General features: G+C 52.7%; 15 protein-coding genes. 11 read left to right on the top strand and 4 right to left on the bottom strand.

Annotated features, from left to right (window positions below; all coding sequences use genetic code 11):
- Window positions 1-55: 55 nt before the first annotated feature.
- Genes HXY34_00925 through HXY34_00915 form a run of 3 tightly spaced genes read left to right on the top strand, consistent with a single transcriptional unit; the run spans window position 56 to window position 2200 of the window.
- Complete coding sequence (locus HXY34_00925; GenBank protein NWF94685.1) at window positions 56-1183, top strand: AAA family ATPase; 1128 nt, start codon at window positions 56-58, stop codon at window positions 1181-1183.
- Between the two features lie 50 nt (window positions 1184-1233).
- A complete protein-coding gene (gene fliE / locus HXY34_00920; GenBank protein NWF94684.1) occupies window positions 1234-1785 on the top strand; it encodes a flagellar hook-basal body complex protein FliE in 552 nt (183 codons plus the stop codon).
- On the top strand, window positions 1775-2200 hold the full coding sequence (locus tag HXY34_00915; protein NWF94683.1) for a hypothetical protein: 426 nt from the start codon (window positions 1775-1777) through the stop codon (window positions 2198-2200). Before fliE ends, HXY34_00915 begins: the two co-directional genes overlap by 11 nt.
- On the opposite strand, the gene HXY34_00910 is transcribed toward HXY34_00915, so the two are convergent.
- Both HXY34_00910 and HXY34_00905 read right to left on the bottom strand, forming a co-directional pair.
- Window positions 2197-3201 (bottom strand): methyltransferase domain-containing protein, encoded by a 1005-nt coding sequence (locus HXY34_00910; GenBank protein ID NWF94682.1) that lies wholly within the window; start codon window positions 3199-3201, stop codon window positions 2197-2199. The two genes, HXY34_00915 and HXY34_00910, sit on opposite strands and share 4 nt — an antisense overlap.
- A gap of 12 nt (window positions 3202-3213) precedes the next feature.
- Window positions 3214-3978, bottom strand: a complete 765-nt coding sequence (locus tag HXY34_00905; GenBank protein ID NWF94681.1) for an ATP/GTP-binding protein — start codon at window positions 3976-3978, stop codon at window positions 3214-3216.
- Between the two features lie 88 nt (window positions 3979-4066).
- Here HXY34_00905 and HXY34_00900 point away from each other — a divergent pair, with 88 nt between their 5' ends.
- The 5 genes from HXY34_00900 to HXY34_00880 all read left to right on the top strand — a co-directional run bounded on the left by HXY34_00900 (window position 4067) and on the right by HXY34_00880 (window position 8941).
- Entirely contained in the window at window positions 4067-4810 is a 744-nt protein-coding gene (locus HXY34_00900; GenBank protein ID NWF94680.1) for a helix-turn-helix domain-containing protein, read from the top strand.
- A 19-nt stretch (window positions 4811-4829) separates the two neighbouring features.
- Window positions 4830-6125, top strand: a complete 1296-nt coding sequence (locus HXY34_00895) for an HD domain-containing protein (protein NWF94679.1) — start codon at window positions 4830-4832, stop codon at window positions 6123-6125.
- Window positions 6126-6484: 359 nt separating this feature from the next.
- The gene (locus tag HXY34_00890) at window positions 6485-7432 is read left to right on the top strand and encodes a roadblock/LC7 domain-containing protein (protein NWF94678.1); all 948 of its coding nucleotides are present in this window, start codon (window positions 6485-6487) and stop codon (window positions 7430-7432) included.
- The gene (locus tag HXY34_00885; GenBank protein NWF94677.1) at window positions 7429-8349 is read left to right on the top strand and encodes a hypothetical protein; all 921 of its coding nucleotides are present in this window, start codon (window positions 7429-7431) and stop codon (window positions 8347-8349) included. Before HXY34_00890 ends, HXY34_00885 begins: the two co-directional genes overlap by 4 nt.
- A 13-nt stretch (window positions 8350-8362) precedes the next feature.
- A complete protein-coding gene (locus HXY34_00880) occupies window positions 8363-8941 on the top strand; it encodes a hypothetical protein (GenBank protein NWF94676.1) in 579 nt (192 codons plus the stop codon).
- Window positions 8942-8963: 22 nt separating this feature from the next.
- On the opposite strand, the gene HXY34_00875 is transcribed toward HXY34_00880, so the two are convergent.
- Window positions 8964-10580 (bottom strand): metallophosphoesterase, encoded by a 1617-nt coding sequence (locus HXY34_00875; protein ID NWF94675.1) that lies wholly within the window; start codon window positions 10578-10580, stop codon window positions 8964-8966.
- Between the two features lie 107 nt (window positions 10581-10687).
- On the opposite strand from HXY34_00875, the gene HXY34_00870 reads away from it, so the two are divergent.
- The gene (locus tag HXY34_00870) at window positions 10688-11662 is read left to right on the top strand and encodes a phosphate uptake regulator PhoU (protein ID NWF94674.1); all 975 of its coding nucleotides are present in this window, start codon (window positions 10688-10690) and stop codon (window positions 11660-11662) included.
- Window positions 11663-11700: 38 nt separating this feature from the next.
- Here the strand turns inward: HXY34_00870 and HXY34_00865 are convergent, their stop codons facing one another.
- Window positions 11701-12210, bottom strand: a complete 510-nt coding sequence (locus HXY34_00865) for a hypothetical protein (protein NWF94673.1) — start codon at window positions 12208-12210, stop codon at window positions 11701-11703.
- A gap of 191 nt (window positions 12211-12401) precedes the next feature.
- Between HXY34_00865 and HXY34_00860 the strand changes: the two genes are divergently transcribed.
- Entirely contained in the window at window positions 12402-12701 is a 300-nt protein-coding gene (locus HXY34_00860) for an excisionase family DNA-binding protein (protein ID NWF94672.1), read from the top strand.
- Between the two features lie 163 nt (window positions 12702-12864).
- Window positions 12865-14151, top strand: coding sequence for an OFA family MFS transporter (locus tag HXY34_00855; GenBank protein ID NWF94671.1), 1287 nt, complete (start codon window positions 12865-12867; stop codon window positions 14149-14151).
- Window positions 14152-14218: the final 67 nt, after the last annotated feature.

The raw sequence follows: 14218 nt of genomic DNA, 5'->3' as shown, positions 1-14218 counted from the left end.
GAAAGGAACTCTTAAAGGGACTCACCATTAGAGTGAAACAACGAGGTGTGCGTGCTTGCCGAAACGGAAGGAGTCTGGGGTAGAACTGCCCTCCCCCACACATGAAACCACCAAGAAGACGACCCGGACAAGAGCTAACAGAGTACCACGTACAATATCTGTGACTCTCGATGCTGTTGGATATCCCTTCAGGGTGAAGGGGGAGCCGCGATCCGCTAGCCTCGAGATTGACAACCCAGGTCTTTTCGTAGACTATGCTAGAGCACAGTGGGCAGGAACAGTTGTGAGGACCGGTGCATACCTCTTTGACAGATACATCATGCCGGACTTTGCATTCCAAGTGATCGCAGCAACTCCTGATGAATCCGTCATTACTGATGAAACCGAGATTCATTTGACGACTCTTAGAGGCGAGCCTCCTCAGTATACGGCTGGTCCTCCTCTTAGCGAGGTGATTGGGCACGAAGAGGTGAAGCGAAAGTGCAGACTTATCTTGGCCTACCTTGATAATCCTCAGAAACTCGGAGAGTGGGCCCCTCGTGCAGTTCTTTTCTATGGTGGTCCAGGCACCGGGAAGACCATGACTGCAAGAGCATTAGCACATGAGGCCAAAGCCCGCATTTTCCTAACGAAGGCTTCCGACATGATTGGGGTGTACGTTGGAGAGGGGAGCAGAAGGATTGGCTCCCTCTTCGATGAAGCCAGAAGAGCCGCCCCCAGCATAGTCTTCATTGATGAACTCGACGCGATAGGTCTCGCACGCTCCTTTCAGTCCATAAGGGGCGATGTGTCAGAAACGGTGACTGCATTACTTGGCGAGCTGGATAGAAACGCGGATGACTCTGGTGTGGTTGTGATTGGAGCCACGAATGCACCTGGGTTAATTGATCCCGCTCTGAGAAGCCGTTTCGACACTGTATTTGAGTTTGGTCTTCCTAACGTCGAGGACCGGCTGAGAATCCTTCGGCTGTACTCTGCCCGACTGCCACTCAGACTGGAAACCGATTTGGGGCTGCTAGCTGCAAGAACAGAGGGTCTCTCAGGACGGGACCTACGCGACAGGATACTAAAGGAGTCTCTGCACATAGCAATCTGTGAAGGAAAAACCACCATCACGGACGAGATAGTGCTCAGAGTGCTTCAGCGGGTTCGACCTGCTGTGAACCAAGACTACGTGTTATAGTACGAGATTACGCCGTCTAATCGACTGTGAGCGAGCTCGGAGTGGAACTAATGAGAATCATAGTGGTTTCGGGCATGCCCGGTGCAGGCAAGAGCGTGGTCACAGATGCTTTCAGGTCTGCCGGCTACGAAGTCCTTGTCATGGGTGACGTCATCCGCGAGGAAAGCCGCAGAAGAGGACTTGAGCCAAACGCAGAGAATACCAGAACAATAATGCTGGAGCTGCGGGCACAGGATGGTCCCGGCGCAGTAGCCAAACGCTGCGTCGAAGCCATCCTTAGTCGCGCAACAGATACCGTCGTAATCGAGGGCTGCAGAAGTGTTGCGGAGCTAGATGTCTTCAGTTCACTCACAGATGACATCACAGTCATCTCGGTTCATGCGTCCCCCGCCACTAGGTTTCAACGGCTGCAGGCTAGGGCCCGAAGGGATGCCCCACTTGACTGGACCAGCTTCCGAGAACGGGATCTCAGAGAAATCTCCGTGGGTATAGGTGGAGTGATTGCACTAAGCGATGTGCTGCTTGTCAACGAAAGCACGTTGGAGTCTTTCAATGAACTTGTGGCAAGGACTATTACGGAGCTCACTCGCGATGAGAATTGAAGTTCATTGCCCAGTCTATCCAACAGAAGACGTCGAACTTGTGCGCTCTGCCATTTGTAATGTAGTCGGAACTAGTGTTCCACTGGTTAGTGTAGATGGTCCTGTCTCTGAGTTTCGGTACTGTTCCGAAACAAGAGAGTCTCTGAACCATGTTCGTTCCAGAGTCCATGAGTTGCGCATTATTGACGCGGTGCGTTCAAGACTGTTGTCCAATTGGGACGGACTCAGGACTAGAATCGCCCTTGACAAGCAGGCTGCCTTGAATCGTAGAATTCGTCTTCTGGACGACTCCGAAGAGACTCCTCCATTGGGTGGAATCTGGATCATAATGTCTTTTGACGGCCATACGGAGTTTGAAGCGCTCTTGTCATGGCTAGCCCCTCGCACGGAAGGGGGTCGTGTGATCGAAACCTAGTGTCGTGCAACCACAATATCCCTTGTGAGACTTCGGTGAACCCTGATGCTGACAGACCGGACCACATCGAGACCCAGCTCGTTCATGACTTGGGACACGTTCATCTCCCTTGCTCCGCATATGCAGAAGCGAGCTCCACTTGATGCCATTTCGACTGCTTGATTTAACATGCTCCTGACCAAGTCCACTGATTGTGCACCCCGCGTTGAGCTCACTCTGCCATATGGCGGGTCAGAAACAACACAGTCAAAGTGGTCTATCGGCAGGCTGCGCGCATCGCCCAGTACGACACAGGAGTTGTTTCCTCCAAACTGCTCAAGATTGCTGACAGCACCCTGAACGAGTTTCCAGTTGAGGTCTATTCCAACAGTAGTAGCACCAATGATGGCTGCTTCGCATACTATTCCACCACCTCCGCAGAAGGGATCCAACACCACGTCATTGGATGTGATTTGTGCCAAGTTACATAGCACACCCGCAAGTGGTGCATTCATCATTGAAGGGTGAAAGAACGGCTTTCTCCTAGACCCACGTGCGATTGCCCTCAGTCTGGCATCCGACACGACCGACTTGCACAGAACAGTTCTGTCCTCAAGCTTAAACAAGACAAGTCGTACGTCTGGCGACTTTAGGGACACTCTTGCCCCCGTCCACTTCTCCACTCTGGCGCCTGCATCTGTCTCCATTCTTTTCTTCTGTTCGTAGTCGGATGGAGCAAGACACCTCACACAGAATGTTTCGTTCGAAGAAACGACATCCTCCGGTTCGACTCTGAGACTGTCGTCGATGGTCTGACCGTCTGCAACTATCCTCCCGCACTCCTTCACTAAGACTGCCCTTCTAAGAATGATATCACAAGGGTCTCGCGAAGCATCGACAATCCCAATCGTGCCCCTCCACTTGACCCGCGCTGAGGAATCAACCATTTTGACCAGCGACTCGAGCTCTGCTTGCGACAGACTCAGGTTCTCCCCCGAAACCACTGTGAGATAACTATCCAACGCATCTCACACTCATTTCTCTATGTTATCCCCTCCCATGAGTATACGTTGCATCTCTCCATAGAGCGTATCCACTCCTTGAAGTGTCTTGGCAGACACCGGCAACACCTCGGTCGCTCCGCCAAGGTCATCCAACATTCTTAGTATCGCCTCTGCGAACTCTCGCGTCAGTCCCTCGCCTGCGTCTGTCAATGCCTCTTCCAGTTTGTATGTTTCAGTTGACCACTCCACAATCTCCTCAACCTTTTCCTCGCCGAGGATGTCTGACTTACTGAGTAGGTTGAGCTGGGGGAGCCCGAATCTGATACTAATCGACAGTCCCAGCAACATTGATGACAGGTATCCCTCGGGCGCGCGGGCAATGTTGGAGTCCAGCAGATAGAGCGAAACCGCCGGGTCCTGCCCCTTGAGCCCCTTCACCATTAGCGGGCCCGAGTTACGATATGCGAACAGTTCCATCTGACCTGGACAGTCCACAATTATGTAGTCGGCTTGCGTATCCTCCGCCTCCTCTCTCAAGTCATGCATATAGCTGACTGCCATGTCGAGCGAAGCAACGAGAGCTCCGTTGGGGCCGAGACTGAAATTGGTCACGACTTTGTCATAGTCCACATACTCACGAATGTCAATATCGCTGGTGTATGGGGTGTCTTCTACACCGGGGTCTAGGTTTAGCAGGGCCACACTGAGTTTCGTTTCTGTCAGCCACTTCTCAAGTGCAGCTGTCAGGAGCGACTTGCCTGAACCCGCGGTCCCAACGAGGAAGACAAAGAACATCTTGATTCGGACCTCCTGCGAAACGATAAGGTGCGACTAGAGCCCGTCGATGGCAACTCTTATCTATTCTCTTCCGTTTGATGAACACATGGACCAGAATGAGGCTATGCAGAGGCTTGCAGAAGCCATGGCAGGGGAAATCTGCTTGGCCGAACAGGACCCTGGTTCAGTAATGCGACGATGGCGGGAGCGCTTTCAGATTTCACAGAAGGACTTGGCAAGACACCTGAGGGTGTCACCATCTGTCATAAGTGACTATGAGAGTGGTAGACGCAAGTCGCCCCGTGTAGAAACGATCCGACGGTTCGTGGAAGGTCTGATTGAAATGGATGCTGCAGATGGCGGCAGAGTGGCCTTGGCTCTTGAGAAGCTAGTGGCGCCTGAGATTGCATCGGATGCAATCCTTGATAGCCGCGAGTTTGGTGTACCCGTGCCTGCCAGACTTCTCACCGATGCTCTCAGGTGTAAGGTTCTAACCCATGGCAGCCTGCTTGAACGCGATATCTATGGCTATACTGCACTTGACAGTGTCAAAGCTATCGTGTCGTTGACTCCTCAACAGCTCCTTCGATTGTATGGTGGTACTACACAGAGAGGTGCAATCCTCACAAATGTGTCCACTGGCAGGTCTCCGATGGTTGCGATAAAGGCAAGTCAGATTGGTACGTCGATTGCGGTGAAACCTGCAGTGGTGATTCTTCAAGGGGTAAAGGACCTGGACCCTCTTGCTGTTCGTATCGCGGACAGTATGCACCTTCCCCTCTGTGTGTCTGAGATTCAGGGCTGTGATGAACTGATTCGCGAACTGCGGTCCTTTAGTCCACACATCTGACTATTGGGAGACGGTCCTCTTGGGTTACTCAACTGAGATTAACGACCCCATCCATGGCTTCATAGGGCTCAGCCCTCTGGAGATCAAAATCATCGACTCAGAACCGTACCAGCGGCTCAGACGAGTACGCCAGTTGTCTGGTGGGTATCTGGTGTATCCGGCAGCTGAGCATACTCGGTTTGGACACTGCATCGGTGCGATGTTTCTTGCCGGGCTAATGGCCGAGCGGTTGCTCCCCCAAATTGGCTTGGAGAAAGAGTCGATTCAGGAGGTTCGAATTGCCAGCCTTCTTCATGACATAGGTCATGGCCCATTCAGTCATGTGTTCGAGGAGTCACTGCTTGAGAGCCGCGGGCTCAACCATGAGGATGTCACTGAATGGATAATCCGCGAGAGCGAGATTGGCGACATAATCGAGGAAGGGGGCTTCACAAAGACTAGGGTTGCTGATTTGGTTCGCGGACGCAGAAGGATGAGAAAGGACTCTGTGACAAGTGGCATTGTTGCTGGACAGGTTGACGTGGACAAGATGGACTACCTGGTCCGGGACTCGTTCTACTGCGGCGTCAACTACGGTCTGGTAGACATTCACAGGCTAATTGGGAGCATCGAGATATCCGACGACATGGAAATTGAGTTTAGCATAGCAGCCAGGGGTGCACTGGAGGCCTTCCTTGTCGCTCGATATGAAATGTTTCTCAACGTCTACTATCACAAGACCGTCCGGAGCGTTGAAGTCATGCTGGTACGAATGATGGATGCCGCAGACAAGGCGCTGAACCTGACAGGATTCAAGACGCCGGAGGAGTTTCTTGAAATCGATGACTCGTCTCTTGTTTCAAAGGTGCGAAGACTGAATCCTTCTGAGTCGGAGTATGCACGCGAAGCCAGACGAATGATTGACCTTCTCGACGCTCGAGTACTATACAAGTCCGCATTTGAAAAGGTCCTGCACACCCAGGACCATTTCGTTTCCAAGTTGCTGACAAAGCGGAAGGTCCGAGAGAGTCTTCAAGAGGAGATTGCCTCCAAAGCGGATGTGCCGTTCGAAGATGTGATAGTCGACGTCCCTACCCTGCCCTCGGTACCCCACAACCCGAGACAACTCAACCCCATGGAGATTGGAGTCTACGAGTTGATTGAAGACCGAAGAGTTTCGCGCCACCTGTCCGATTACTCCAATATAGCCGAGTCCATGAAAGTCTATCTTGATGTGATTCGGGTCTATACTTCCGACAAGCATCGAAAGGCGGTTGGCAGGGCTGCTAGGGAGGTATTCCAGGAAGTCCCCTCTGCTGCATTGATACACATGTGACAGCAGAAGAGAGCACACTTGTGTGAGAGCACAAGAAGGCATGCATTGTGCAAGCTGGTCCTGCCGGGCACTTATCTACTCGGTTGTGTTTCTATACCGCGTTTCTGGGATGACTATGCACGCGAGAGTATCTGCGTCTTGGCATGCCAAGTGATGCACGCGCGCGCCTCGTAGTGCAGAAGTTGTCCAATCAGATTGCTCGCCATGGGCGGCTGCCTCCCGTCCTCCAATGCCACTTGATACATGAGTGGCATTGTTTGACTTCCGGGCCACTGCTGCGAGTTCCCAAATCCTATTGGAGATTAAATACCCTGCTCTCTGACTCTCTACCAGACAAATCACGTAAAGAGGCCGAAAGATTGGCAGACGAGCTTGGCGAAACGCTGCAGAGCATCAAGTCTATCATTGGCGTGGAGAACGTTGTTCTTGTCCAGCGAGACGGGCTTCCAGTCGCTAGCGCGGGTGTTTGGTTTAGCAAGGACGAGGTCTTTGCAGTGGCCTCAGCTGCTTGTGCAATATTCGGCGTTGCAAGGCTGATTCACGGCGACTTCAAGTACTTGCTGATGGAGTCCGAAACGTCCAAAGTATTCCTGGCCTCGCTGCCGGGCAATCCGAGCTACTTCCTGACGATTACTACTGCACCCCGAGTGAATCTTGCTGCTCTGTTTATCGAGATGAAGGACAACCTGTCACGGGTTTCCTACTTGCTCCGTCAGCACCTTGATGGCCGTCTACCTCCTCTTCGTTCGTATAGCGCTGACGAGACCCAGCGCATTCTCACAGGCTTCTCAGTTGTCGAGGGTCGCGATGTGAAGAAGCTCATGTCCCGACCCATTATCTCACTGGATCGCACGCAAGCATCCTCATTGCGTGCAGTACTCCGGCAAGTCCATGATAGCATTCCTGCGGTCGAGTCCGTCTTTCTTGCTCTCAATGGAGGCGTACGTGTTTCGTTGGACGGCTTTACGAACGACCGTCTGGCGGCGATGTCCTTTGCACTTCATGACGCCTCCGAGCGAGTGGTCCGAACGCTACGCAACAGCGGGCTTCAGACTGTGCTCTGTGAGACAAGCCGAATCCGGCACTTCATCTACTCGGTACCAAATGGTGTTCTCAGTCTATGGGTTGATGGTGACAGCCAGAAGCTTGGACTAATGCGGCTCCTTCTGAAGCACTACATCGAGGAAACAAAACGGATACTTAGCACCCCGACGGTCACGATGCCCTCCGTTGCAGAGGATCTACGTCAGCTGCTACTGTCTGATGAACCCGAGAGGGGGCTCTTACTAGCGAGGCGAGATACATGACTTACTCGGTCCTGAAACTGATTGAGATTATGGGCGGTCAATTCTCACTCCTTCTTACCGCCTGTCTGAACCGCTATCCCATATTGGTTGTCGGACAGGACGCCGAACTTGTCGATGATGTTGTAACCAGTGCAGGCAACCTGAGCCCTCATCGTCACAGACTGGTCTTCTGGCGCGACTTCACAACAGAATCTGAGATTCTGGCTGCTTGGGAAGAAGAGAAGCATGACTATGAGGTCACTAGGACCACAGTCTGTTGTTACTCGTCTAGCCTCCGTCTGGCACTTGACCGCATTAGGTGCTTCAATGGATGGATTCTTGCCATTCCACTGGGCACTTGCACCATGGGGATTAAAGTCACGGATGGAACTGTGACGGACGTTCAAAGCCGAGTTCTCCAAGCATCGGGTAACTGTGGTGTCCTCAGGGTCACCTCCCCGTCTGTCATCGAGTTTCAGCTCCTCAAGCCGGTGGAAGTCAGCATGGCTGTCGAGAAGAGCATAGTCAACAAGATACTCTCACGCAAGCATCAGTCCCTTGAGAGGATTAGGCGTCTGTTAGGGAAGTCTCTACGCGGGCTTGATGTTGCAGACGGACTCAGTCGCGTCATACTTGATCTTGGAGATGAGGCCGAGAAGATAACCAAGGATATGTTCGAGGAGGAAGTAAGTGCTTACGTGCATGCAGCACGTCGCGCGGTAACCATTCTGTCAAGAATACGCGTTGCGCGCGAGATGGGCGCACCATCTGCGCTCACCGAACGCAGTCTGTTCGAGGCGATCGGCTGGGAAACAGGTGACATCTGCGACCTGACGCGGTTCATTGGAGCTGAATGGCATGAGGACTTTTCAGACTGCGTGAAAGGTGGCACACTCTCCGGAGTGGGAGCTTGGGTGGACAGTATGTGGGGTACTTAAAGGAGGCTCTGAATTGATACTTGACTATGGTAGTAAGACCATTTCATTGAAAATTGTGTTCTTTGGCCCCGCCATGGGCGGCAAGACGACCTCAATAAGATGGATTTTCTCAGAACTCAGTGGACTAGACCAGCTGTCTTCAGTCGAGAATACCTTGGGGCGGACCATGTTTTGTGACTTCGGCGCTATCCCAATCCCTTTGGCTAGTGGTTGGACGATATCCGCCCATGTGTGGTCAGCGACTGGTCAAGACTTCTACAGGTCCACCCGCGAAGTGGTAATGGTCGGCGCAGATGGTGTGGTGTTCGTTGCAGACTCCCAGGAGAGTCTGCTGGATGAGAATCTGGCAAGCTGGAACGAACTGCTGTCAATGATTGACGACCAGGACCGTTCCCTTCCCTTGGTAGTTTCGCTGAACAAGCAGGACCTGCCGGGAGCTGTGAGTGAGGAGCGACTGAGAGAACACCTGCACATTCCTGATTCCGTTCCGGTCTTCAAGAGCATAGCACGGAATGGTGTCAACGTGTTAGAGCCATTTCGGGCTCTATTTGCCAGTGCATTACGCGCAGCAGTGCTCATGCATCCTGCATAGTTGTGTGGAGATGATACACAATCTAGTATTCATGGAAGACTTTCACTTCCGGTGCTCCTGTTCTGAGATTGACAAGAGTCACAATTCCCGGTGTGGGTACTATGCCCTGCTTGCGCATGAACTCCGTCTGATTCTGGAAGGTGCCCGAGTTGATGATTTGTACGCTCCGGTAGTTGTCCACGGCGTTGTGATGTGCGTGGCCAAAATGGACGATGCTTGGTACCTCCTCAATAACCATCCAGTCTCGAGGCAGTGGCGCCAACTCTGTCTTGCCCCCGTACATAGGAGCTAGGTGCCTTTTGCGCAGCAGCTCCTTCATGGGCATTGCAGGATCTCTGTAGGTCGCACTTGGAACTTGGGTCACTAGATCGTCCAACGCATCCCCGTGTGTGATTAGTATGCTTACTCCCTCTGCCCGTATCTGACACGGGTCTCCCATAATGTGCACTCGTCCTTCCATCTCATACAATCCTTCCGCGAACTCTCGGGGTATCGGAGGTCTGGGCAGAGCCTGTCTGCTCACGTCATGGTTTCCTGGTATGCATACTACCTGAATCTTCTCCGGAAGAAGCCGTATATCCTGTGCGAACTTGTCGTATTGGTCATAGATGTCCGGTATGGCCAAGTCGTTTTCTTGGCCCGGGTAAATCCCAACTCCATCGCAAAGGTCGCCTGCTATGAATAAGTACTCAAGATGCTCAACCAATTCCCTGTCAGAGCTGTCAACATCCACGCCCCGCGTCCAATTCAGGAACCTCCGGAAGTCCTCTATGAGACACTCTTTATTCCCGTAGTGTATGTCTGAGACAAAGGCTGCATAGACATCTCTTCTGGCCCATCTTGCCTGCGGCGTGGTAGGAACGTCTGGAAAGATAATTCTCTCCACAATCATCCTCCTGTCTCTGTCTAGGTAGCCCGAAACGCAGACCACTTCATCGTTCAGAATGACACTTGCATCCCTTGCTAGGCTCGTATTACTGTCCTTGGCCTTTCTCGCTGCGGGGACTACGCATACTATCGAGTCATCCGCATCTTCAATCTCGAATACCACATTGCGGGAGCGCGACACACTCTTCTCTCTTATCATGCCAATGACTGTGACACTGGACGGTCTTCGAAACCGCTCTCCGTCCTGACTCATACCCAACTGCCATCCTCTGTCTGTATGTTGTGTCTTTGCAACACCCGGCGAAAGGGCCCCTGCAGTATCAACTCTCATGTTGTACAGTTTCTTTAGTCGCTGCAGTCTGTCCCTGAACAGCGCAAGGAAGTCCTCAACCTGCCCCGAAGATCCAAGGTACTTGAGTTCCGGGTTCTTGATTACCGTCAGTTTCTCTGTTTCTTCGTGGGTAGCACGCGTATGTAGATTGTGGAGGTTGTCCACCTCGTCTTCAAGAGTGCCCTGTCTGTCACTCGGTGTCTTCATAGTCGGGTCTGGTTCCGTCCCTGCAATCACATCCCTGACAAAGGCGAATTCGACCACGGTCAGACTCTCTAGGCTCTTTGCCCGCCGAATGACCGCATCCAATGCGTCATACGGGTTAGGAAGACTACATATGTAGTCAAGTGCATCTGGTGCAATCTGGAGTCCGGAAACCAACATCTGCTTTAGGACACTCTTGCGAAGGAGGGGGTTCAATGGTCCACCTTGAGCCGACTTGTTACCACGACCTTTTAAGAGTCCTCATTGTGTGCTTGACATCGGAGGTTCAGCTAGCATCTGTGTGTGCTGACCGGGTGGTATAGATGGACATTCGAAGATTGCAGCAGACCGGCGGAAGGACAGGCAGTTCGTTCTTGGTAATCTTACCTAAGGACTGGGTTTCGCGCCAGAATCTGAGGAAAGGCGACCCCGTCATCATTGTAGAGCGTGAAGACGGATGTCTGATAGTGGATCCCCGGTTCACAAAGAGCGGAGAAACAAGGTCTGCCACCATAGGTCTTGAGCCAGACCTGAGATGGTCCATCACAAGCAAGTACTTGCTTGGTTTCGATGAGATACGAGTTGTGGCGACCGACACAATTACAAATGAGCAAAGAGACGAATTGAAGAGGATCATAAAGCGATTTGTGGCTCTGGAAGTCACTGATGAGGATGACCATGAGATTGTCGTGCAGTGCCTTGTGGACCCCTCGACAATTCCTGTGCACAGAGCCATGAAGCGAATGAATCTCATTGCTGCAAGAATGATTAGGGACGCTATCTCTGCATACCTCCGTGCTGACATGGCTCTCTCTGAGAACGTTCAACAGAGAGATGAAGAGGTGGACCGACTGTTCTTCCTCATTGTCCGTGAATTGAGGTCCGCAATTCAGTATCCAAGCATGTCCGAGAAGATGGGTGTTACCCCGGTCGAGGCTCTTGATTTCAGACTTGCCATCCAGTATCTTGAGCGAATTGCTGACTTGGCAGTGGAGATTGCCCGGTCCGCCTCAGTTCCTCCTGAGAGGGCTATGACGAGGCGAATTGAGCCCATGGGCCGAAAGGTCCTTGAGATGCTCTCAAAGTCAGTTTCAAACCTCTTCAGCTTTGCCACCGAGAAGGTGGCAGATGTGATTGCCGCTGAGAAGGAATTGCTGAATGAAGCCTCGACTATCCACCGTGAGATTCTGTCCAAGCAGAGCAGTTCGTCTCAGACATATCTGCACGTCGTTGACTGTCTTCTCAGAATAAGCGAGGCCGCGAAGGATATTGTCGACTTGGCACTCCCTCACAGCTAGAGCTCGTAATCGCAGCACAGTACATTTTCAGACTAGTGTTAGGCCTCCGCGTCCGAGTCTCTCTGAAAAGCCATGTGTGAATCTCCAGCAAGGCGCCCGCTCACCGCCTCAAGTATGCCTATAGCGTGCTCAGTCCAGTTCTCGACATCCACCCGGTGTTGTCCAACATGAAACCGTGCTACAGCGGCAAAGGCATGTGAGTACTCGGGGCTGACAGTCCTTCCCAGTGCCTCGAACACTATGGGCCGTTCCTGTTCACTTGTTTCATTGTACAGCCGAAACAGGCGCTCCACCGCGTCCCCTGTTCCAATTGCGATGAGAGCTGTCACTCCAAGCAACCACTCTTCGATGTCGGCAGATGCGAGAAGCCCCTCACAAAACTGCATCATCCAAGGTTCTCGCCTCCGCGCAAGCTCCAGGATGTACTTCTCACGAATAGATAGGGGAATCGCCCGGTTCTCGGCAAGTGAATGCAGGTCCATGTCTGCAAGGTCTCGTGAACCAATGGCGACCTTCGAAGACGTGGTCCGGGATAGGAGTCCTCTCATGTATGTTGATGTGCACACCGTCTTTTAAGGTCGTCAGCAACGACAGACTGAACACGGCTACTAAGGCACATCTGGCGAGTCTGTTGCAGAAGTCAGGTCCGGGGTCTTGGGAGCAGTTGCCCAGAAGTTGGACATTCTTGTACTGGTCGTGTACCAGTTGGCTGAACCGAGGCTGATATGTGCCGAGGTCTTTGCCCACGCTCATGCTCACAGTGTCGCATGCTGCCACTGTGCTCGGTGTCTGTACCACGACGACTCGACGCTGGGAGGCAGCCGGGCTCCTGACGTGCCTGCGGACGCCGGGAGGCCACAGACGGGTCCCACTCGAAGAGGTCGCGCGACTGTCTGCTGTCCGGTGCTCTACTGGGCCTCTCGGTCCGCTCCATCCTCCTCCTCCACATCCTCCCGACAGACGTGCCGCCGGGCAGAGGACCACTGCAGTCTACGCCCGTGTCTCTTCTCACGGTCGAGCGCCTGTCAGAATGGCATGAGTATGCCAGAGTGGTTCCATGGTGGTTTCGTGATGATTTCGTAGGCGGTCTGAGTTTCCTCAGGGGCCCGACTTTCTATACGGGAACGTAGTGGTCGATAAGCTTTAGTAGGGGAACACAGGGCCGCTTGTCAACCCATAATCCTCAGGAGAGTCGGTTTCTCATGTCAGAATCGGTTACCAATCGAAATATCGTCATAGTTGGAGCGATAATAGTCCAGCTCTGTCTCGGTTCAATCTATTCTTGGACAATCTTTCAGAAGTTCCTTGTAGATGTCGCAGGAGCCTATGCATGGTCGACGTTGAACTCGAATCTGCCATTCGCTGCCGGACTGGCATCTTTTGCGCTCTTCATGATCCCTGCTGGTCGTATGCAGGACAGGGTGGGGCCCCGGAAAGTCGCAACACTCGGGGGCATACTGCTCGGGATAGGATACATACTAGCCTCACAGGTAGATCTCTTGGCACCCAGTGAAGCAACGGGCACTCTGTACCTGGTCGTCACATATGGGGTGATTGGCGGTGCAGGAATCGGCTTCGGATACGTCTGTCCGATAGCTGCACTGGTCCGCTGGTTCCCAGACAAGAAGGGGGCTATCACAGGCATCGCAGTTGCGGGCTTTGGAGGCGGGGCGTTCATATTCAATTTTGTTGAGCAGTGGTTGTTGGCCATCTTCGGGGTTGTTGGCACCCCATTCTTCTACTTGGGCATGATATACCTTGTAGGTGTTCTGATTGGAGCTCAGATGCTCAGCAGTCCACCAAAGGGATGGTTGCCTGCTGGCTATGTACCTAAGGTGGCAGTAGCAGACGGCGTTGGACAGTCACTGATGCCCGGCCAGATGATAAGGACCTCCTCATTCTTGGTACTCTGGTTGATGTTTGCACTGGCTGCAACCGCAGGACTCATGACCATCGGAAATGTATCAAAGGCAGCTCAAGTCGCAGATCCATATGGCATGGGACCAGGGTCTTGGGATGCGTATCTTTCTGCACTCGTGGGTGGAATAATGGCTCTTTTCAATGCGGCAGGCAGAATCATATGGGGCGTGATATCGGACAAGAAGGGCAGAGTCACAACGTTCATGCTCATGTTCTTCGTCCTCTCCATGGCGATGTTCTCTTTCGCCTACGTCGTATTGATTAACTCCTCGTGGATTGTTTCTACACTGGTCGCGGGTCTTGTGGGCTTCTGCTTTGGCGGCAACTTTGCATTGTTCCCGTCTGCGACCGCTGAGTACTTCGGCTCCGAACATGTCGGCAAGAACTATGGAGTTGTATTCACATCATATGGTGTAGCAGGAGTACTTGGTGCACTCGTTGCTGGCCAGTTCGTTGCATTGGCTGGAGGAAGCTACTTCCTAGCATTCACCATCACAGGTATTCTTGGACTGGTCGCATTTGCTCTTACCTTTCTCCTACGAGAGATGCGAAGACCAGTTGCTCAGTAGAACCATCTTGAGGTCGGGAACTCCCGACCTCCACCACTCTTTTTCTCCTCCGTCTTCGAGGACATAG

The sequence above is a fragment of the Candidatus Thorarchaeota archaeon genome (assembly GCA_013388835.1).
Lineage (GTDB): Archaea > Asgardarchaeota > Thorarchaeia > Thorarchaeales > Thorarchaeaceae > JACAEL01.
Note: the sequence above shows the minus strand (reverse complement) of the source record. Positions and strands in the feature narration are given on the sequence as shown.

Excerpts from the sequence above, each read along its gene's own strand:
- fliE (NWF94684.1), top strand. The coding sequence starts at position 1,234 with ATGAGAATCATAGTGGTTTCGGGCATGCCCGGTGCAGGCAAGAGCGTG.
- HXY34_00915 (NWF94683.1), top strand. The coding sequence starts at position 1,775 with ATGAGAATTGAAGTTCATTGCCCAGTCTATCCAACAGAAGACGTCGAA.
- HXY34_00905 (NWF94681.1), bottom strand. The coding sequence starts at position 3,978 with ATGTTCTTTGTCTTCCTCGTTGGGACCGCGGGTTCAGGCAAGTCGCTC.
- HXY34_00900 (NWF94680.1), top strand. The coding sequence starts at position 4,067 with ATGGACCAGAATGAGGCTATGCAGAGGCTTGCAGAAGCCATGGCAGGG.
- HXY34_00885 (NWF94677.1), top strand. The coding sequence starts at position 7,429 with ATGACTTACTCGGTCCTGAAACTGATTGAGATTATGGGCGGTCAATTC.
- HXY34_00870 (NWF94674.1), top strand. The coding sequence starts at position 10,688 with ATGGACATTCGAAGATTGCAGCAGACCGGCGGAAGGACAGGCAGTTCG.
- HXY34_00865 (NWF94673.1), bottom strand. The coding sequence starts at position 12,210 with ATGAGAGGACTCCTATCCCGGACCACGTCTTCGAAGGTCGCCATTGGT.
- HXY34_00855 (NWF94671.1), top strand. The coding sequence starts at position 12,865 with ATGTCAGAATCGGTTACCAATCGAAATATCGTCATAGTTGGAGCGATA.